Raw genomic sequence first — 18,819 nt, forward strand, 5'->3', positions numbered from 1 at the left:
CGTCAGAAGCGTTCGAACGGTTCGGCGTACCGGAACGTCCCGTGCACCCCGCCTGGCCACAGCGCCAGCGGCAGGAGCTGGAAGTGCCCGCCCCACGCCTCATCCGGCGGCAGCACGCCGAAGGACGCCGACGGGACGAACCCGAACCGGGGGTAGTACTCGGTGCTGCCGAGGAGCGCGATCCCGCTCTCCCCCGCAGCATTGGCCCTTGCAATGGTCTCCGCCATCAAGGCTGATCCGATGCCCTGGCGCTGAAGCCTGGGTGTCACGCTGATCGGCCCCAGTCCGAGCAGCTCGTGGCTGCCCACCCAGCCCCGGGTGCTGATGACGTGGCCCACCACCTCGCCACCCAGCACCGCCACCACGCTGAGTTCGGGAAGGTATTCGTCAGCCTTGAAAAGGGCCCGGAGGATTTTCACTTCGACGGGCTCCCCTTCCGCGGGAAGCCCGGTTGCCGGGGAGACGGCAAATGCCTCGGCGGTCAGCGACAGGATGGCGTCCCGGTCCGCGGCAGTTTCGGTGCGCAGCTGCAGGCCTGGACGCGGCGCATCCTGGTTTTCGGCCGAAAGATCGGCCAACACCTGCAGGGCCCTCGGGGCGTCCGCCGCCGGCACCAGGAGGTGGTCGTGATGGAACCCCGCCAGGACATTGCAGCTGATGCCGGCGTCCGTCAGGGCCCTCGCCACCGCCGCGGTCAGGCCAACGGCTTCCAGTGCCGAATGGATCTCGAGCGTGATCCAGGCAGCGACGAAGTCGTAGGACAGCCCCAGCCGGTCGGCCTCCGCGCGGGGCAGGACGGCAGTCAGCCCTTCGGCCTCGCGGACGGCTGCCTCGATGTGGCCTTCCAGGGGCCGGCCATGTGGCCAGAGGACGTAGACGTACTCGCCGTCGCGCTGGACGGGATGCATCCCCGCCAAAAGGGACTGGAGGTTCTTTTCGCCGGTCATGAGGCCAGTCTAGGAGGCCGGGCCGCCCTGGCCGCACAATGCAAACGGCGGCTGCCCCCTTTCGGGGACAGCCGCCGTCGTGCTTGTGGCGCGAAGCCGGTTACTTGGCCTGGGCCGCGACCGGTTCCTTCGGCTCCACCACGGAGGACCCTGCAGCCGGGGCCGCGGGAGCCGTAGCGGCAGCCGGCTTGGGCGCCGGGGTGGCGGCAGCAACGAAGGCGCCGCGCGGGTTGTCCAGGTCCAGCAGCTGCGTGGTGTCGCGGCCGGCAAAGAAGGCGATGATCCAGTTCAGGATCACACGGAACTTGCGCTCGAACGTGGGCATGGCCATGCCGTGGTAACCGCGGTGTGCCAGCCAGGCCAGGGGGCCCTTCAGGCCGATGCGGCCCAGCAGGTTGATGTTGGCAACGCCCTTCCATTCACCGAAGCCGGCCACAGCACCAAGGTTCTTGTGCTTGTAGTCCTTCAGCGGCTTGTCCCAACGGGAGGCCCACAGGTTCTTCGCGAGGCGCTTGGCCTGGCGGAGCGCATGCTGGGCGTTGGGGACGCAGGTACCGTCAGGCAGGCCCTTGCCGGTGAGGTCCGGAACGGCGGAAATGTCGCCGGCGGCCCAGGCATTCTCGACGATGCCTTCGTCGCCGCCGATGCGCAGGTCCGGAAGGACGCGGACGCGACCGCGCGGTTCCAGCGGGAAGTCGGTGGAGCGGACCATCGGGTTGGCCTGCACGCCGGCGGTCCACACGAGGGTGTCCGCTTCGAATTCCTGTGCCGGGGTCTTGTCCGGAAGGTTGATGAGCTTCAGTGCGCCCTCAGCGCTGTCCAGCGAGGTGTTGAGCAGGACCTCGATGCCGCGGCTGCGGAGGTGCTCCACGACCCACTCTGCCTGCGAGGCGGTGACCTCGGGCATGATGCGGCCCATGGCTTCAACCAGGACGAAGCGGACTTCCTCCTGCTTGACCCGGGGGTTGTTGCGGACAGCGGCGCGCGCCATGTCCTCCATCTCGGTGATGCATTCGATGCCTGCGAACCCGCCGCCGACAACGACGAACGTGAGGGCCTTCGCCCGGGCAGCAGGATCGGTCATGGTGGAGCCGAGCTCAATGCGCTCGAGGACCTTGTTGCGCAGGGCAACGGCTTCCTCGATGGTCTTCAGGCCGATGCCCTTGTCCGCAAGGCCCTTGATGGGGAACGTGCGGGTGATGGCGCCGGCAGCCAGGACGACGTCGAAGTAGGGAACCTCGAAGTTCTCGCCACCGTCGGAGGGAGCAACCACAGCGGTGCGGTTGGCGTGGTCGATAGCGGTGACGCGGCCCTGGATCAGTTCGGACTGCTTGAGGTGCTTGCGGTGGGACACCACGGCATGGCGGGCCTCGATGTTGCCGCCTGCCACCTCGGGAAGGAACGGCTGGTAAGTCATGTAGGGCAGCGGATCAACGACGGTGACGATGCCACCTGCATTCGCGATCTTCTTCTGCAGTTTGAGTGCTACGTACAGGCCGACGTACCCGCCGCCGACGACGAGCACCCGGGGACGGTCCTGGAGCTGTGGGGTGGTTGCCATGCTTTCAAGGATAGCCCAGTTTGTGAAAATCTTCACTAACTGCGTCAGGCGCCCGTAACGCTAGGGTTTCCGCTCCGAGTCCACCTTGTCCAGGACCCCGGTTTCGGTTTCGTCTCGCGCCAGTGCGGGGTTCCTGGCCGCCCTTGTCAACTGGACGGCGGCCGCGGCGATGATCGCGAGGAACAGCACCGCGAATCCAATGACGACGGCGGCGCTGATCGCGCTGTCCCGCTGCGAGGGCGCCTCGGCCGCGGGCACCGTCGCTTCGGGAAGCGTGGGTACCGCGCTGGGGACGTCCGCGGTGGGCAGCGGCGCGGGCGTTGCGAGGTTGCCGCGCCGGTGGACGCGGATCCATTCGGCCACCGAGCCCAGCGGGTTGCTGGATGCCTCGGGCACATCGTCCTTGAGCGCGGCCTCGGCGTTGAGGATGCCGTAGCCGTACAGCGGGTCCTTCCCGGGAACGCCTGCGTCCTTGGCGGTGGTGACAATGCGGTTGATGACCTGCTCGGCGGTCATGGAAGGCCACTTGGACCGGATCAGCGCTGCCACCCCCGAGACGATCGGCGTGGAGCCGGACGTTCCCGCCCATTCCGCGTAGCCGCCGCCCGGAAGCCCGCCGAGCAGGTCCTCGGCCGGGGCCGCGACGCCGATGCTGATGCCCTGGGACGAAGCGTCAACGCTGGCGGTGTTCTTGCGGTCCAGCCCGGCAACCGTCAGGACACCGGGAATGGTGGCGGGCGCGCCCACCTGGATGTTGCCGCCCACGCGGTTGCCGGCAGCGGCCACGATGACCACGTCTTTCTGTTCGGCGTAGAGGAAGGCGGCGTCCCAGCTCTGCGGCCACTGCGGGGTGGTGCTTCCCAGGGAAATGTTGATGACCTTGGCTCCGTTGTCCACGGCCCAGCGGACGGCCTCCGGGATCTGGTCCTGGTCGCTCTTGCCCGAGGGGTTGGTGGATCCCAGCCACGTGGAGACAGAGAGGATCTCAGCCTCCGGAGCCACACCCACAATGCCGTCCGGCCCCTGGGTGGCAGCACCGGGCGAAGGCTTGGGGCTGGCGGTTGCAGGCTGGTGGCCGCGGCCGGCCAGCATGGTGGCTACGAGGGTGCCGTGTTCGGGCTTGGAGCCGACGCTCTTCTGCCCGTCGGGCTGGCCGGCGCCGGAGGCGTCATAGCCTCCCACCACAGCGCCTTTGAGGTCCGGGTGCTGGGCGTCCACGCCGCTGTCGATGACTGCCACTTTGACGCCGGCGCCCTTGGAAACCTCCCAGGCCTTGGTGATGCCGGATTCGGCGAGCCAGTATTGCTTGTCGCGCCAGTCGTCGGCGTGGGCGGCCGGTGCGGCCACGAGGCCGGCGCAGAGGCAGCAGGCCACCAGGACAAGGGCCAGCACCGCCGACCCCGCCGTCCGGAGTACGGATGCAGGTGAGGAAACCATGGAATCAGCCGATGCTCAGGGCAATGCCGTCGAGGATGTCGTGCTCGCTCGCCGTTGCGGTGGTCACCCGGCCGCCTGAGAGCCGGTTCACCTGTTCCAGGATGCGGCGCCACACCAGTCCGCCGGAACCGATGACGTCCACCCGGCCGGGGTGCATGTAGGGCAGGGCCGCACGGTCGTCGCGGACCATGCCCAGGAGGTCCGATGACGCGTCCCGCAGGGTGTCGATGGGCAGTTCGGCGCCGTGGATGGCGTCCGGCGAGTACTCGCTCAACCCGAGTGCGTGCGCCGTGATGGTGGTGATGGAGCCTGCAACGCCGACGACGGCGGTGGCGCGTTCCAGCGGGACGTCACGGCCTGCGAGGGCGATGGCTTCGTCCACGTCGGCTTCCGCTGCGGCGATCTGTTCGGCGGTGGGCGGATCGTCCTGCAGGTGCCGCTCGGTGAGGCGCACGCAGCCGATGTCCACGGACCGGGCCGCGGTGACGCCGGCTCCGGTGCCCAGCACGAACTCGGTGCTTCCGCCGCCGAGGTCAACCACCAGCACCTCGTGGCCATCCAGGATGGGCAGCACGCTGCTGGCCCCGGCGAAGGACAGCGCGGCTTCCTCGCTTCCGGAGATGACCTCAGGGGCGACGCCCAGCAGGTCGCGGATGCCGTCCACGAAGACGTCCCGGTTCCGGGCGTCCCGGCTGGCGGATGTCGCCACGAACCGGATCTTTTCGGCGCCGTGCCGGCGGATGAGTTCAGCGTAGTCGGCGGTGGCCGCGAAGGTGCGTTCCAGTGCGCCCTGGGTGAACTCCCCCGTGGCGTCCACGCCTTCCCCGAGCCGGACCACGCGCATTTCCCGGACGACGTCCGTGAGGCGGGGGGTGCCCGTGCTGCGGTCGATGTCGGCGATGAGCAGGCGGATGGAGTTGGTGCCGCAGTCGATGGCGGCCACGCGGGTCATTCCGGGGCCTCCGTGGCTGCAGCTGATTTCCGCACCGGCGCCGGCCGGCCCACGATTCCGGGCAGGCCCTGGGGGCCGTGCCGGCTGAGGTCCTTCGACGGGGCCTCTCCCGTGGAGTCCCAGGCGCCGTCGCAGTAGCAGCGGTCCGCGGTCCACCATTCCCGGATGCGGACCAGGGCCTCGTCACCCAGGGGGTTGACGCCGGGTCCTGCTGCCAGGGAGTGGCCCACCAGGACGTGAAGGCATTTGACGCGGGTGGGCATGCCGCCGGCGGAGACACCGTCGATCTCGGGGACGGCGCCGATCCCGGACCGTTCCCCGATGGCATCACGGGCGGCCAGGTAGGCCTCATGGGCGGAACGGTAGGCCGCAGCGAGTTGTTCGTCTGCGGCGAGTTCGCCGTTCATCTCGTTCATGACGCCGGTTGCCTCGAGCCGCGAGACCGCGGACGTGACGACGGGGTGCGTCAGGTAGAAAGTGGTGGGGAACGGGGTGCCGTTGCCCAGCCGCGGGGCGGTGGCCGCCACGAGCGGGTTGCCGCAGACGCAGCGGGCAGGAATTTCCACCACATCGCGGACGGGGCGTCCCAGCTGCCGGCTCAATACGTCCAGGTCGTGTGCGGATGGTTGGCGGGAGTTCTCCCGGGCGGCTGCCGTGTTGTTTTCCACTGTCGCGGGCCGTCCTTCCTGTTGCGTTTATTCAGTCGCCGCGCGCGTAATGGATTCCCACAGGGAATCCACCCACGGCAGATCTGCGGGGTCTTGGGCGGCTGCGGCACCGGGCTGGCCGCCGGTTTCGTCGGCGGGCAGATCGCTGCCGAATACCCAGTAGCCGGTTTCGCCCGGCATAACCATGTTAATGCGGTCGCGGGCCTGCTGCTTCACGTAGTTGGGGTCCTGCCACCGCGAAACCTGCTGCCGGAGGGCGTCCCCGGCGGCCTGGCGTGCGGCGATGTCCGCATTGAGGGCGTCGATTTCGGCTTTCTTGTCGAAGAAAACCTTGACTGTGGGCGCCAGCATGATGGTGATGGCCACCATGACCACGGCCAGGGCCAGCATCCGTCCGGAGAACGCCTTGGCCGGGACGGGCTGCTGGTCCGCTTCCGAGGACTGGGTGCCGCCCTTAGGGCCGGCCTTCCCGGCAGCTGCGCCGTTCCGTGCAGTGCCCGCGACGGGGGCCTTGGCCGGTGCCTGTCCGTTTCCGGATCCACCGCGGGGTGCAGCGGGGCTGCTGGAATTCCTGCCCGAGGGTGAAGAGCCCGCCGCACCGCCCGGAGCGTGCCCGGAGCCGTCCTTGCCGGAACCGAAGTGCGCCCTGATGACGTCGGCACCTTGTGCGTGACCGGCGTCGGACGTGTCCTTGGCCTGGCGGTTGGGGGCAACCTTGGGAACTTTGGGACGGCGGGTGGCCATGACACTCCTGAAACGCGGCCTGCCTGCGGCCGCCACTGTCTGTGATGATCCTTTGTTGCACTACGCAGTTGGTCAACAACGTGCGCCGGGCAACAACCGGGCGGGACGGGCTGCTGCAAAAACAACAGCGGTGGCTATGGTCTTTCAACCATAGCCACCGCCCGTTGGATTACGCGGCTACTAGCCCTTGAAACGCGGGAACGCGCTGCGGCCGGCGTAGCGTGCGGCGTCGTCGAGTTCCTCTTCGATGCGCAGCAGCTGGTTGTACTTGGCGACGCGCTCGGAGCGGGCCGGGGCGCCGGTCTTGATCTGGCCGGCGTTGGTGGCCACCGAGATATCGGCGATGGTGGTGTCCTCGGTTTCGCCGGAACGGTGCGAGGTGATGGTGGTGTAGCCGGCGCGCTGTGCGAGGCTGACAGCGTCCAGGGTCTCGGTCAGCGAACCGATCTGGTTCACCTTGACCAGCAGGGAGTTTGCGGTCCGGGTGTCAATGCCGCGCTGCAGGATGGAGGGGTTGGTGACGAAGAGGTCGTCACCCACCAGCTGGACCTTGTCGCCGATGGCGTCGGTGAGGGTCTTCCAGCCTTCCCAGTCGTTCTCGTCCAGCGGATCCTCGATGGAAACCAGCGGGTAATCTGCAACGAGCTCGGCGTAGTAGGCGCTCATTTCGCTGGCGGACAGTGCCTTGCCTTCGAACTGGTAGGCGCCGTCCTTGAAGAACTCGGAGGAGGCAACGTCCAGCGCCAGGGCGATGTCCTTGCCCGGGGTGTAGCCGGCGTTCTTGATGGCTTCCTGGATCAGGTCCAGTGCTGCACGGTTGGAGGGCAGGTTGGGCGCGAAGCCGCCTTCGTCGCCGAGGCCGGTGGACAGGCCCTGCTCCTTCAGCACGGACTTGAGGTTGTGGTAGACCTCAACGCCCCAGCGCAGGCCCTCGGAGAAGGTCTCGGCGCCGATGGGGGCGATCATGAATTCCTGGATGTCGACGTCGGAGTCGGCGTGCGAACCACCGTTGAGGATGTTCATCAGCGGCACGGGCAGGACGTGGGCGTTGGGGCCGCCCAGGTACTTGTAGAGCGGCAGGTCAGCCGAAGCGGCGGCAGCGTTGGCAACGGCCAGGGAGACACCCAGGATGGCGTTGGCGCCCAGCTTGCCCTTGTTCGGGGTGCCGTCCAGGTCCAGCATGGCCTGGTCGATGCTGCGCTGGTCGGTTGCGTCGAAACCGGTGAGGGCGGGAGCGATCTGGTCGATCACGGCGTCAACGGCCTTCTGGACGCCCTTGCCGAGGTAGCGGCCCTTGTCGCCGTCGCGGAGTTCGACTGCCTCGTGCTCGCCGGTGGATGCACCGGACGGAACTGCTGCGCGGCCGATCTGGCCGTCAGAAAGCAGGACCTCAACTTCAACGGTCGGGTTGCCGCGGGAATCGAGGATCTCGCGGGCGTGGATGGCATCGATAAGCGCCATGAATTTGCTCCTTATGGGCGATTAACGGGGGGATGTTGCAGAAAAACTCGACGTCCTCGTCAGGAAACAGCGTAGTCGAGAGTGGTGGAGGTTACGGAAACCTCACCACCCGCGGACGTCATGATGGTGCCGGGTTGGGCGCCGCCGGGTTCCGGCCGGTGCCCTGCTGGTATTGCCGCACGGCGCCGCGGAGGGCGCGTTCGGCGTCGAATCCACTCTCATGGGCGGAGTGCACGACGGCGAAGAGCAGCTTTCCGAGCTCCTCCTCCGTCGCGAAGGGGCCGGTTTCCATGTCAGCGGGCCCGGGTACGCCGGCCCGCGCAGCCCGGTCGAGTGACTTCTGTGCCCTGGCGAGGGCCGGCAACGCCTGCGGAATGCCCTCGAACGGGTCCTTCCGCCCAGGCTTTTCGGCCCGCTTGACCGCGTCCCACTTCTGCACGATCTGGTCCACCGTGGCGGGAAAGCTGTCCTGCAGGGTGCCGTCCGGGCGGAAGACGTGCGGGTTGCGGCGGATCATCTTGGCACCCAGGCCGCGCGCGACGTCGTCGAACGTGAACGCGCCGCGCTCCTCGGCGAGCCGGGCGTGGAGCACCACCTGGAGGAGGACGTCGCCCAGCTCGCCGAGCAGCTCACTGTCCGGGTGCCCTTCCTCGATGGTCTCGGCCACCTCGTAAGCCTCCTCGAGGAGGTACTCCACCAGCGATGCGTGGGTCAGGGCGCCCATCCACGGGCAGTGCTCCCGCAGCTGGGCGATGACCGTTACAAGCCGGTTTACCGCGGTTTCAGCCAAGGTTGGCGTAGGCGTCGTTAATGTACTCCACCAGCGCTTCCTTTTCCTCGAGCGGCAGGAAGGCGGCTTCGGCCGCGTTCAGGGTGAGCTCCAGCAGATCGTCAAGGTCGTAATCGAACGTCTCCACGAGCAGTTCGAACTCGTCCGTCAGGGTGACGCCGCTCATGAGGCGGTTGTCGGTGTTGATAGTGACGTTGAAGCCCAGCTGGTACAGCATGTCCAGGGGGTGGCTTTCGATGTCCTCGCCGAAGGCTGCGATCGCTCCGGTCTGGAGGTTGGACGAAGGGCAGATTTCCAGGGCGATGCCGCGGTCCCGGATCCAGCTCGACAGATCTCCCAGCGTGACCAGGCCCACCGTGTCCTCGGATTCGGAGTCGTCGTCGAATTCCACCGTGACGTCCTCGGCGATCCGGACGCCGTGGCCCAGGCGCAGCGCGCGGCCGTCCACGAGGGCCGACTGGATGCTGTCCAGCCCCGCAGCTTCGCCGGCGTGGACGGTGGCGGGGAAGTTCTGCTGCGCCAGGTAGGTGAAGGCGTCCCGGAAGCGGGAAGGCAGGAAGCCGTCCTCGGCTCCGGCGATGTCGAAGCCGACCGCGCCCTTGTTGCGGTGGCGGACGGCCAGTTCGGCGATCTCCTGGCCGCGGTCGGCGTGGCGCATCGCAGTGATGAGCTGCCCCACCTGGATTTCGCGGCCGCTGTCGCTGACTGCCTCAACGCCGGCTTCGAGGCCCTCCTGGACCGCTTCGACTGCCTCGTCGAGGGTGAGGCCCTTCTGGAGGTGCTGCTCCGGTGCCCAGCGCACCTCGCCGTACACCACGCCGTCGTCCGCCAAATCCTCGACGAATTCCTTGGCTACCCGGACCAGGCCTTCGTGCGTCTGCATCACGGCCACCGTGTGGTCGAAGGTTTCGAGGTAGCGGACCAGGGAACCGGAGTCCGCGGACTCGCGGAACCATTCGCCCAGTGCCACGGGATCGGTGGACGGGAGCTGGTGGCCCACGGCCTCCGCCAGTTCGATGATGGTGGCCGGACGGAGTCCGCCGTCCAGATGGTCGTGCAGCGACACCTTCGGCAGGCTCTTCAGGTCGAAATCGATGGCAGGGGCTTCGTCAACAATAGGCTCAGTCACGTTCCCACCTTAGGGTGGGGGCCGGTTCAATGCCAGCCGCTAGGCGGCGGTGGGTCCGCCGTCTTTTGCTGCCGGTGCCAGGAACGCCGGTCCGCCGGTTGAGCTGTCACGGGCGCCGGACGGGCCGCCGTCCAGCCACTCGTCCACTTCCTTGGCGTCCTTGCGGGCAAGGTGCTTGTGCCACCAGCGCAGCATGTGGTCAAGGAGGACGCCCAGGACGATGGCGAACACCACGGCGATGCCGGCGCTGAGCAGCGGGTTGTGGTGCAGCCAGGGGAACGAGCTGGCCAGCAGGCCGATGCCGATGGAGTAGCCCACCCAGGTGAGGCAGGCAAAGGCGTCAAGGACGAAGAAGCGGCGGTGGCCGAACCCGGTGCTGCCCGCCACATAATTGACCGCCACCCGGCCCCAGGGAATGTACCGTGCCGTGAAGATCAGTACCGCGCCGCGCTTATCCAGTTCGTAGCGCGCCCAGCTGAAGACCTTCCGGACCTTGGGCCGGCGCATCCACTTCCACCGGTCCAGGCCGATCTTGCGGCCCAGCATGAAAGCCATGTTGTCCCCGGCGATCGCGCCGATCAATGCGGTAGCGCCAAGGATCCACAGATTGGGTTCGCCGCTGTGCCGGGAGAACGCCGCCAGGGCGACGATGAGGGTCTCACTGGGGACCACCATCGCGAAGCCGTCCACGAAAAAGAACACCAAGAGGACTGGGTAGATCCACCACTGGCCCGCTGCATGGAGCACGGCCTCATTAATAAACTCCACGCAGTCTTGCTCCTAGACAAAAATGCCGCTGCCATAGCGGCGCAGCCAAAGCGGAAATCGTTCCTAAGTGTCCCACGGCGGAGGCGTCGTTCGCTACGCCCCCGCCCCGGGAACACCACTGCAACGCTATCCCGGCAGCGGGTGCGGCGGCGTCGTCCCAGCGGCTGATCTTGGCTCCGTCCGGGTCTCCTCCCCCGGGTGGAGACGGGGGCGCCGCGGAGGGGTTTCAGGCCTCGGGTTCGCGAATCCGATCCACCACGTTGGGCTTGCCCCGGAGCTTGTTGATGGCCAGGTCAACGATGATGCCCAGCGCCACGGCGCAGACGATGGCGATGGCTGCGCCCAGGAGGTGGTTCTCCTCGAACCACTGTCCGAAAAACAGGCCAATACCCACCGAGTAGGCCGCCCACAGGACGGCCGACAGGCAGGTCAGGCCGACGAAGCGCAGGTGGTGGTAGTGGGTCACCCCGGCCGTCAGGTTGACGGCTACGCGGCCAATGGGGACAAACCGCGCCACGAGGATCAGCGAGGCGGGGCGCTTCCGCAGTTCCGCGCCGGCCCAACGGAACGCTCCCTGCATGCGCTGGCCGCGCATCCAGGCCCATCGGGTGGTGCCCACCTTCCGGCCGATCAGGTAGGCGATGTTGTCCCCGGCGAACGCGCCCAGTGCGGCCACTGCCATGAGGACGTACGGGTTGGGGACGTCCGCCGTGGCGGCCACGGCTGCCAGGCCCACCACGACGGATTCGCTGGGGATGGGAGGGAAAAAACCGTCAATGACGCAGCAGGCCAGGACGAGGAAGAGTACCCAGGGTTGTCCGGCTGCCGCGAGGATGAAGTCATTGATGGCCTGCATAGCTTTCTATGCTATTCGGTCGATGATCAACTGCTGCGCCGGCCGGGAGCCCTCCGGTGCAATTACCGCTGCATGCTCCAGCGCTTCCTTTGCCCTGTCGAAGCGTTCGGGGGTGTCAGTAAGCAGGGTCATCAGCGGTTCGCCGGCGCGGACCATTGCACCCGGTTTGGCGTGCATGCGCACGCCTGCTCCGGCCTGTACCGCGTCTTCCTTGCGGGCACGTCCGGCGCCCAGCCGCCAGGCGGCCACGCCCACGGCGAGGGCGTCCAGTTCCACCAGGACGCCGTCGGCAGGAGCGTAGACCACCTCCGATTCCCGGGCCACCGGCAGCTTCGCGGCGGGGTCCCCTCCCTGGGCCCGGATCATCCTGTTCCAGACGTCCATGGCGCGCCCGTCTTTGAGCGCTGCGGCCGGATCGGCGTCGCGCACTCCCGCGCAGGCGAGCATTTCCTCGGCGAGCCTGACCGTCAGTTCGACGACGTCGGCCGGGCCGCCGCCCGCCAGCACTTCCACCGACTCCTCGACTTCAATTGCGTTCCCGGCGGTCAGGCCGAGCGGGGTGCCCATGTTGGTGAGCAGTGCCACCGTGTTCACGCCGGCGTCCTGGCCCAGGGCCACCATGGTTTCCGCCAGCTCGCGGGCCTTTGCCTCATCCTTCATGAAGGCGCCGCTGCCCACCTTCACGTCGAGCACCAGGGAGCCGGTGCCCTCGGCGATCTTCTTGCTCACGATGGACGAGGCAATCAGTGGGATTGCCTCCACCGTGCCGGTGACGTCGCGCAGGGCGTACAGCTTCTTATCGGCCGGGGCCAGGCCCGCTCCAGCGGCGCAGATGACGGCGCCTACGTCCTGGAGCTGGGCGAGTATTTCGTCGTTGCTCAGTGACGCCCGCCAGCCGGGTATCGATTCCAGCTTGTCCAGGGTGCCGCCGGTGTGCCCCAGGCCGCGGCCGGACAGCTGCGGGACTGCGATGCCGAACACCGCCACCAGGGGGGCCAGCGGCAGGGTGATTTTGTCTCCCACGCCGCCGGTGGAGTGCTTGTCCGACGTGTATTTCAGGCCGCCGTCGGGGCGGCGGAGGCTGGAGAAGTCCATCCGTTCGCCGGAGGCGATCATCGCGGCCGTCCAACGCGCAATCTCGGTGCGGTCCATGCCGTTGAGCAGGATGGCCATGTTCAGCGCGGCCATCTGCTCATCGGCGATGACGCCGCGGGTGTAGGCATCGATGGTCCAGTCGATCTGCTCCGGGCTCAGCGTGCCCTTGTCCCGCTTGACGCGGATGATGTCCACGGCGTCGAAGGCTTCGGCAGTGGTGTCCGTTGCGCGGGTCTCTGTCATCGGGTTTCCTCCAGGTGTTCGGGACCGAAGGCATCAGGAAGGACCTGGTCCATGGTCTTGATTCCTTGGGTGGTCATGAGCTCCATGTCCGGAGCACGGAATTCGTAGAGCAACTGCCGGCAACGCCCGCACGGCATCAGCACGTTGCCGGCGCCGTCCACGCAGTAGAAGGCACGGAGGCTGCCGCCCCCGGTCATCTGGAGGTTGCCCACCAGGGCGCATTCGGCGCAAAGCGTCAGGCCGTAGCTGGCGTTCTCCACGTTGCAGCCACTGACGATCCGGCCGTCCCCGGTGAGGGCCGCAGCCCCCACCGGGAACTTGGAATAGGGCGCGTAGGCCTTGCGCATGGCGTCGACGGCGGCCGCCTCCAGCGCGGGCCAGTCAACAGTGTTCCCCACGCCGGTCAACCCTTGACGTACGGTATGCCGCTGGCCGCAGGCCCCCGTGACCTGCCCACCAGGCCGGCAACGGCCAGGACAGTCACCAGGTACGGGAGCATGGCCATGAACTGGCTGGGAACGGGGGTTCCAATGATGGTGACAATGCTCTGCAGGTTGTCGGCGAAGCCGAACAGCAGCGCTGCGAAGAACGCCCCAATGGGGTTCCACCTGCCGAAGATGAGTGCTGCCAGCGCGATGAACCCGCGGCCGCCGGAGATCTCCTTGGTAAAGCTGTCGATGGCCACCAGGGTGAAGAACGACCCACCGATTCCGGCCACCGCACCGCCAAGGGTGACGTTCCAGAACCGGGTGGCGTTGACGTTGATGCCCAGGGTGTCCGCGGCCTGTGGGTGCTCGCCCACGGCGCGGACCCGGAGGCCCCAGCGCGTCTTGAACAGGCCTACCCAGACCACCAGGACGGCGACGTACATCAGGTACCCCACCAGCGACTGGCGGAACAGGATGGGTCCGATGATGGGAACCTCGGACAGGATGGGGATCTGGATGATGTCCAGCCCCGGCGGCGAGTTGTACCGGGCTTTGTCTTCCTGCATCACGGTGCTGAAGAGGAAGCCGGTGACGCCGGAGACGAGAACGTTCAGGACCACGCCCACGATGATCTGGTTGACCAGGTATTTGATGCTGAACAGGGCCAGGACCATGGACACCACGGCGCCGGCAACGGCCGCAGCAGCCAGGCCGATGAACGGGTTCTGCGTCATGGTGGCAACAATGGCTGCGGTGAAGGCGCCGCCAAGCAGCTGGCCCTCGATGGCGATGTTGACCACGCCGACGCGTTCGCACAGTACGCCGGAGAGTGAACCGAACACCAGCGGGACGGCCAGCGTGACCGAACCGGCGATGAGGCCCGCCAGCGAGATGCTGGGCGTGCGGGCACCGCCCACCACCCAAATCAGGAACGCGGCCACGAAGAGGACGATGAACGTGACGGTCAGCCAGACGGGGGCAGGGCGTCCCTTGGTCTTGAGGTAGACGGCGTAGGCCGCCAGGGCCAGGAGCAGCACCGACAGCACGATGCCGCCGCCGAAGGCGTTGACCTCCAGTGCAGGCAACTGGAAGAAGTCGCTTCCGGTGGAGATGCCGAAGCTGGCCGTCTTGTTGGGGCCGAGCAGGCCAAAGAACACGAGGGCGATCAGCCCGAAGGCGGCCAGCAGGACGGGGGTCTTCCAACTCACCGGCTTGGCGGAGATGCTTGCCGCGCCGGTGTCCGCCGCGGCGTTGTCCGGCTGCGGGTTGCCCGGCCGGGATGAAACTGTTGTGCTCATGCTGCACCTCCGGTGGTGGCTGCCTTCGTGGACTTCGCGGCGCGGGCGGGCTTCTTCCGCCGCGGGTTGAGCCCGAAGACGGCGCGCACCAGCGGGGGCGCTGCGATGAAGAGGACGATCAACGACTGGACCACCAGGACGATGTCAATGGGGGTGCCGGTCTGGATCTGCATCTGGACGGCTCCGGCGCGGAAGGCTCCAAACAGCAGCCCCGCTGCGAAGGTGCCCCACGGCGTCGAACGCCCCAGCAGCGCGACGGTGATGGCGTCAAAACCGTAGGTGGCTGCCACCCCGTCGGTGAGGACTTTTTCGGTGCCGGCCACCTGGGCCACGCCGGACATGCCGGCCAGCCCGCCGGCGATGGCCATTACCAGGATGGTGGAGCGGGACACGTTGATGCCGGCCGTCTGGGCAGCTTTGGGGTTGGCACCCACGGCACGGAATTCGAAGCCGACCGTGGACCGGTTCAGGAGCCACCAGACCAGGACGGTGGCGCCGATGGCGAGAATGAAGCCCAGGTGGAGCCGGTACTGGCTGCCGAAGATCTGCGGGTAGACGGCGGACGGATCCAGGATGGGTGAGATGGGGTTCGACTCCCCCGGGCGCTGGAAGGCCGGGGTATTCAGCAGGTACCGCAGGAAGTACAGGGCGATGTAGTTGAACATGATGGTGAGGATGACCTCATGGGCGCCCGTGCGGGCCTTCAGCACGCCGACGAGGCCGCCCCAGAGCGCGCCGCCAACGATGCCGGCCACCAGGACCAGCAGCAGGTGCAGGCCCAGCGGGAGGTGCAGTGCGAAGCCAACCCAGGCGGCAAGGATGCCTGCCACGATGATCTGGCCCTGGGCACCGATGTTGAAGAGCCCTGCCCGGAAGGCAAGCGCCACGCCCAGACCGGCGGTGATCAGCGGCGTGGCGATGGTGAGGGTCTCCATGAACGGAGCGAACTGGGCTGCCACACTGTTGCCGCGGGGGTTGAACACGGCTCCCTGGAACAGGGCGATATAGGAGCGGGTGGCGGCGTTCCAGACGGCGGTCAGGAAATCGGTGGGGCGGGCGAAGAAGTAGCTGGCTGTGGAGGCCACCCGCGTGTCGGTGCTGGCAATGAGCAGGCCGCCGATGACGAGGGCCAGGAACACTGCCAGGACAGACACCATGCCGCTGCCGGTGAAGATCTTGCGGAGCAAGGTGTCAGGACCGCCGGGCAGCTGGCCGCTTTGGGCGCTGGCGGGGACGGCCGAGGGGCCCATGGCGCCGCCGGCCGTGTCCACGGACACGACGGCGGCGGTTTCCTCGGCGGCAAGGTTGGGCTGGTGCGGCTTTGCAGGCTGGGTGTCACCCTGCTCATCGCCGGCAGGACGTTTGGGGGGATGCTGCTCAGACATGGTCGCCTCCCTCGGCGTCGGAGGTGGGAGCCGGGCGGCTGGCCGCCGGCTGGGGGTGGGCCTGTTCATCAGGGTGGATTCCGGCCATCATCAGGCCAAGGACGTCGCGGCCCGTGCCGGCGGGAACGATACCCACCAGCTTGCCCTTGTACAGCACGGCGATGCGGTCAGCGAGTTCCATGACCTCATCGAGTTCGGTACTGATGATCATCACCGGGGTGCCCTGGTCGCGTTCGGCGACGATGCGCCGGTGCAGGAATTCGATGGAGCCGACGTCCACGCCGCGGGTGGGCTGGGAAGCGATGAACAGGCGCAGGGGGCGGGAGAGCTCGCGGGCCATCACCACCTTTTGCTGGTTGCCGCCGGACAGTGTCCCCGCGGCGGCCGCTGCGGAGGGTGTGCGGACATCGAACTCGTCGATGCGGGCTTTGGCGTTTTCGAGGATCCTGGCCGGGCTCATGCTGATGCCCTTGGCGTAGGGAGGCTTGTCGTAAAGGTCCAGGACCAGGTTTTCGGCGACGGAGAAGGTTCCCACCAGGCCGTCCACCTTGCGGTCTTCGGGGACAAACCCGACGCCGGCTTTCAGGACGTCCTTGACGGACCGGCCCAGGAGTTCCTTGCCGTCGAGGGTGATGGAACCGGACACCCTGTCCTGGAGTCCCAGGATGGCTTCGGTGAGTTCGGTCTGGCCGTTGCCCTGGACGCCGGCGACGGCGAGGATTTCGCCCCGGGCGATGTCGAAGCTGAGTCCGTCCACCACGTGCTGGCCGTTGTGGGCGATGACTGTCAGGTCCCGGACCTCGAAGGTCTTCTCCTGCGGCTTCGCGGGGGCCTTTTCGAGGGTGAGGCTGACGGCACGGCCCACCATCATCGATGCAAGGTCTGTGGTGGAGGCCGAGGGTTCTGCGGAGCCAACCACCTTGCCGCGCCGGATCACGGTGATGGTGTCCGAGACTTCCTTCACCTCACGCAGTTTGTGGGAAATGAAGACGATGGAGGTGCCGCCCGCCTTGAGCTGCCGCATGATGTCCAGGAGTTCGTCGGTTTCCTGGGGGGTGAGGACAGCGGTGGGTTCGTCGAGGATGAGGACCTTGGCGTTGCGGACCAGCGCCTTGATGATTTCAACCCGCTGCTGGACGCCGACGGGGAGGTCTTCCACCAGGGCGTCGGGATCGACGTCGAAGCCGTACTGGTCCGAGATTTCCCGGATCCGGCGCCGGGTTTCATCAAGGTTGAGGAAGCCCGCCGCTTTGGTGGGTTCGGCACCCAGTGCGACGTTTTCCGCGACGGTGAACACCGGTACAAGCATGAAGTGCTGGTGCACCATGCCGATGCCGGCGGCCATGGCGTCACCGGGGCCGCGGAAGGAGACGGGCTTGCCGTCTATGAGGATTTCGCCTTCGGACGGCTCGTACAGTCCGTAGAGCACGTTCATCAGGGTGGATTTACCGGCCCCGTTTTCGCCCAGCAGGCAGTGGATCTGGCCGGATTCAACCACCACGTCGATGTGGTCGTTGGCGAGCAGGGTCCCAAAGCGTTTGGTGATGCCTCTGAGTTCAAGTTTCAAAACTCTGACCAATCTCGAAGCGCCCGGTGATCGACCGGACGGGATATGTGGCTGCAGCTCCAGCCTAGTGGGTGCAGCCGTCGGAGAACCGGGCGGTGGCCCGAAAAAGGGATGCCAGCAAAAAGCGCCACTGCCGGCCAGTCAGGGACGGGCCGGCAGTGGCGCCAAGTGCGGTGTCAGGCCTTCGGGCTCGCGTCGGATTCGACCTTCAGCTTGCCGTCCACGATGTCCTTCTTGATCTGGTCCAGTTCAGATTTCAGGTCCGCGGGAACCTGGGAATCGAAGTCGTGGAACGGTGCCAGCTGCACGCCGTCGTTGGCGAGGGTGCCAACGTAGGGGGTGTTGCTGAACTTGCCGTCCTTGTCTTCCTTCACCACGGTTTCCACGGCCTCGCCCATCTGCTTCATGACCGAGGAGAGCATGATTTCCTTGTAGTCCGGGGCGGTGAGGAAGCCGTCGGAGTCAACCCAGATCAGCTTGACGTCCTTGCCGGAATTCTTGGCCTCCTGCAGGGCGGCGCCTGCACCCTTGCCCACGGGCCCGGCCACCGGCATGACGATGTCGGCGCCCTGGTCCAGGAAGTTCCGGGTGAGCTGCTTTCCGACATCCTGCTTTTCGAAGTCGCCGGTGAAGCTGCCGTCCTGGGCATCCTTGTTCCAGCCAAGGAGCTTGACGTCCTTGCCCTTCTGTTCGTTGTAGTACTTCACGCCGTCCGCGTAGCCGTCCATGAAGATGGTGACGGTGGGGATCTTGATGCCGCCGAAGGTGGCCACGGTTCCCGTCTTGGTGGTGCCTGCGGCCAGGTACCCGGCCATGAAGGCCGCCTGCGCGGTGTCGTAGATGATCGGCTTGACGTTGCTGATGGGCGTCTCGTAGCCGAAGTCGATGATGGCGAAGTGGCTGTCAGGGTTGGCCGCGGCCTGCGCCTTGGTGGCGTCACCCAGCAGGAAGCCAACGGTCACGGTGAGGTCGCAACCGGCGGTCACCATGGCGCGGAGGTTGGGTTCGAAGTCGTTGTTGGTCTTCGATTCGACCTGGTTCACCTTGATGCCCAGGTCCTTTTCGGCCTTCTTCAGGCCCTCGTAGGAGGACTGGTTGAAGGACTGGTCATCGAACCCGCCGGAGTCGGACACGATGCAGCCGGTGTAGTCACTGGCACCGGCGGACGAGGTGCTTCCCGGTTCCGGGGCTGCGCCGCAGGCTGTCAAAAGAAGGGCCGAGGCGCTGACGGTAGCCAGGCCGGCCATAGAACCGCGCTTCATGCGTGCACGCAGTGATGTCATCAAGATTCCTCCAGGATGCGAGAGTGGCGCTACGGCACGATTTCAATGAGTGTCCGTTTCTGCACTGAAATTCTGTTGTCACTGATGCCCGCAGCATGCGCCGGAGCGCACTGATGCCATCACTTTAGTGGCCTGCGCCACGTCCCCCTAGCACGCCGGCACCTGTTCCCGGAGATTGTTTACAAGTTGTTACCAAGCAGTAGGGGT

17 protein-coding genes are annotated in these 18,819 nt (G+C 66.9%); all 17 read right to left on the bottom strand.

Annotated elements, in window-relative coordinates; translation table 11 throughout:
• Positions 1 to 2 precede the first annotated feature (2 nt).
• Positions 3 to 947, bottom strand: a complete 945-nt coding sequence (locus tag UC32_RS04780; RefSeq protein WP_045730122.1) for an N-acetyltransferase — start codon at positions 945 to 947, stop codon at positions 3 to 5.
• A gap of 100 nt (positions 948 to 1,047) precedes the next feature.
• On the bottom strand, positions 1,048 to 2,508 hold the full coding sequence (locus UC32_RS04785) for an NAD(P)/FAD-dependent oxidoreductase (protein ID WP_045730272.1): 1,461 nt from the start codon (positions 2,506 to 2,508) through the stop codon (positions 1,048 to 1,050).
• Between the two features lie 60 nt (positions 2,509 to 2,568).
• Positions 2,569 to 3,945, bottom strand: a complete 1,377-nt coding sequence (locus UC32_RS04790; protein ID WP_045730123.1) for a S8 family serine peptidase — start codon at positions 3,943 to 3,945, stop codon at positions 2,569 to 2,571.
• A gap of 4 nt (positions 3,946 to 3,949) precedes the next feature.
• The gene (locus tag UC32_RS04795) at positions 3,950 to 4,897 is read right to left on the bottom strand and encodes a Ppx/GppA phosphatase family protein (protein WP_045730124.1); all 948 of its coding nucleotides are present in this window, start codon (positions 4,895 to 4,897) and stop codon (positions 3,950 to 3,952) included.
• On the bottom strand, positions 4,894 to 5,565 hold the full coding sequence (locus UC32_RS04800; RefSeq protein ID WP_045730125.1) for a DUF501 domain-containing protein: 672 nt from the start codon (positions 5,563 to 5,565) through the stop codon (positions 4,894 to 4,896). Before UC32_RS04800 ends, UC32_RS04795 begins: the two co-directional genes overlap by 4 nt.
• A gap of 27 nt (positions 5,566 to 5,592) precedes the next feature.
• Entirely contained in the window at positions 5,593 to 6,309 is a 717-nt protein-coding gene (locus UC32_RS04805; RefSeq protein WP_045730126.1) for an FtsB family cell division protein, read from the bottom strand.
• Between the two features lie 180 nt (positions 6,310 to 6,489).
• Positions 6,490 to 7,770 carry a phosphopyruvate hydratase gene (gene eno / locus UC32_RS04810; RefSeq protein ID WP_045730127.1) on the bottom strand — a complete coding sequence of 427 codons (1,281 nt, stop codon included), beginning with the start codon at positions 7,768 to 7,770 and terminating at the stop codon, positions 6,490 to 6,492.
• Between the two features lie 118 nt (positions 7,771 to 7,888).
• A complete protein-coding gene (locus UC32_RS04815; RefSeq protein WP_045730273.1) occupies positions 7,889 to 8,494 on the bottom strand; it encodes a MazG nucleotide pyrophosphohydrolase domain-containing protein in 606 nt (201 codons plus the stop codon).
• A gap of 58 nt (positions 8,495 to 8,552) precedes the next feature.
• Positions 8,553 to 9,689 carry an adenosine deaminase gene (locus UC32_RS04820; protein ID WP_045730128.1) on the bottom strand — a complete coding sequence of 379 codons (1,137 nt, stop codon included), beginning with the start codon at positions 9,687 to 9,689 and terminating at the stop codon, positions 8,553 to 8,555.
• 39 nt (positions 9,690 to 9,728) lie between these two features.
• A complete protein-coding gene (locus UC32_RS04825) occupies positions 9,729 to 10,457 on the bottom strand; it encodes a DedA family protein (RefSeq protein WP_045730129.1) in 729 nt (242 codons plus the stop codon).
• A 226-nt stretch (positions 10,458 to 10,683) separates the two neighbouring features.
• Entirely contained in the window at positions 10,684 to 11,313 is a 630-nt protein-coding gene (locus UC32_RS04830) for a DedA family protein (RefSeq protein WP_045730130.1), read from the bottom strand.
• Between the two features lie 6 nt (positions 11,314 to 11,319).
• Positions 11,320 to 12,651 (bottom strand): thymidine phosphorylase, encoded by a 1,332-nt coding sequence (locus UC32_RS04835; RefSeq protein ID WP_045730131.1) that lies wholly within the window; start codon positions 12,649 to 12,651, stop codon positions 11,320 to 11,322.
• The gene (locus UC32_RS04840; RefSeq protein WP_045730274.1) at positions 12,648 to 13,049 is read right to left on the bottom strand and encodes a cytidine deaminase; all 402 of its coding nucleotides are present in this window, start codon (positions 13,047 to 13,049) and stop codon (positions 12,648 to 12,650) included. The genes UC32_RS04835 and UC32_RS04840 overlap by 4 nt, the downstream gene beginning before the upstream one ends.
• A gap of 5 nt (positions 13,050 to 13,054) precedes the next feature.
• The gene (locus tag UC32_RS04845; RefSeq protein WP_045730132.1) at positions 13,055 to 14,377 is read right to left on the bottom strand and encodes an ABC transporter permease; all 1,323 of its coding nucleotides are present in this window, start codon (positions 14,375 to 14,377) and stop codon (positions 13,055 to 13,057) included.
• Entirely contained in the window at positions 14,374 to 15,762 is a 1,389-nt protein-coding gene (locus UC32_RS04850) for an ABC transporter permease (protein ID WP_045730133.1), read from the bottom strand. The genes UC32_RS04845 and UC32_RS04850 overlap by 4 nt, the downstream gene beginning before the upstream one ends.
• Complete coding sequence (locus UC32_RS04855; RefSeq protein ID WP_045730134.1) at positions 15,755 to 17,329, bottom strand: ABC transporter ATP-binding protein; 1,575 nt, start codon at positions 17,327 to 17,329, stop codon at positions 15,755 to 15,757. The genes UC32_RS04850 and UC32_RS04855 overlap by 8 nt, the downstream gene beginning before the upstream one ends.
• A gap of 176 nt (positions 17,330 to 17,505) precedes the next feature.
• Complete coding sequence (locus UC32_RS04860; protein WP_045730135.1) at positions 17,506 to 18,612, bottom strand: BMP family lipoprotein; 1,107 nt, start codon at positions 18,610 to 18,612, stop codon at positions 17,506 to 17,508.
• Positions 18,613 to 18,819: the final 207 nt, after the last annotated feature.

This window comes from Pseudarthrobacter chlorophenolicus (genome assembly GCF_000962805.1).
Classification (GTDB): domain Bacteria; phylum Actinomycetota; class Actinomycetes; order Actinomycetales; family Micrococcaceae; genus Arthrobacter; species Arthrobacter chlorophenolicus_A.

Coding starts and splice junctions, on each gene's coding strand:
- UC32_RS04850 (WP_045730133.1), bottom strand. CDS start 15,762: ATGTCTGAGCAGCATCCCCCCAAACGTCCTGCCGGCGATGAGCAGGGT.
- UC32_RS04845 (WP_045730132.1), bottom strand. CDS start 14,377: ATGAGCACAACAGTTTCATCCCGGCCGGGCAACCCGCAGCCGGACAAC.
- eno (WP_045730127.1), bottom strand. CDS start 7,770: ATGGCGCTTATCGATGCCATCCACGCCCGCGAGATCCTCGATTCCCGC.
- UC32_RS04860 (WP_045730135.1), bottom strand. CDS start 18,612: ATGACATCACTGCGTGCACGCATGAAGCGCGGTTCTATGGCCGGCCTG.
- UC32_RS04815 (WP_045730273.1), bottom strand. CDS start 8,494: ATGGGCGCCCTGACCCACGCATCGCTGGTGGAGTACCTCCTCGAGGAG.
- UC32_RS04830 (WP_045730130.1), bottom strand. CDS start 11,313: ATGCAGGCCATCAATGACTTCATCCTCGCGGCAGCCGGACAACCCTGG.
- UC32_RS04780 (WP_045730122.1), bottom strand. CDS start 947: ATGACCGGCGAAAAGAACCTCCAGTCCCTTTTGGCGGGGATGCATCCC.
- UC32_RS04785 (WP_045730272.1), bottom strand. CDS start 2,508: ATGGCAACCACCCCACAGCTCCAGGACCGTCCCCGGGTGCTCGTCGTC.
- UC32_RS04835 (WP_045730131.1), bottom strand. CDS start 12,651: ATGACAGAGACCCGCGCAACGGACACCACTGCCGAAGCCTTCGACGCC.
- UC32_RS04805 (WP_045730126.1), bottom strand. CDS start 6,309: ATGGCCACCCGCCGTCCCAAAGTTCCCAAGGTTGCCCCCAACCGCCAG.
- UC32_RS04795 (WP_045730124.1), bottom strand. CDS start 4,897: ATGACCCGCGTGGCCGCCATCGACTGCGGCACCAACTCCATCCGCCTG.
- UC32_RS04790 (WP_045730123.1), bottom strand. CDS start 3,945: ATGGTTTCCTCACCTGCATCCGTACTCCGGACGGCGGGGTCGGCGGTG.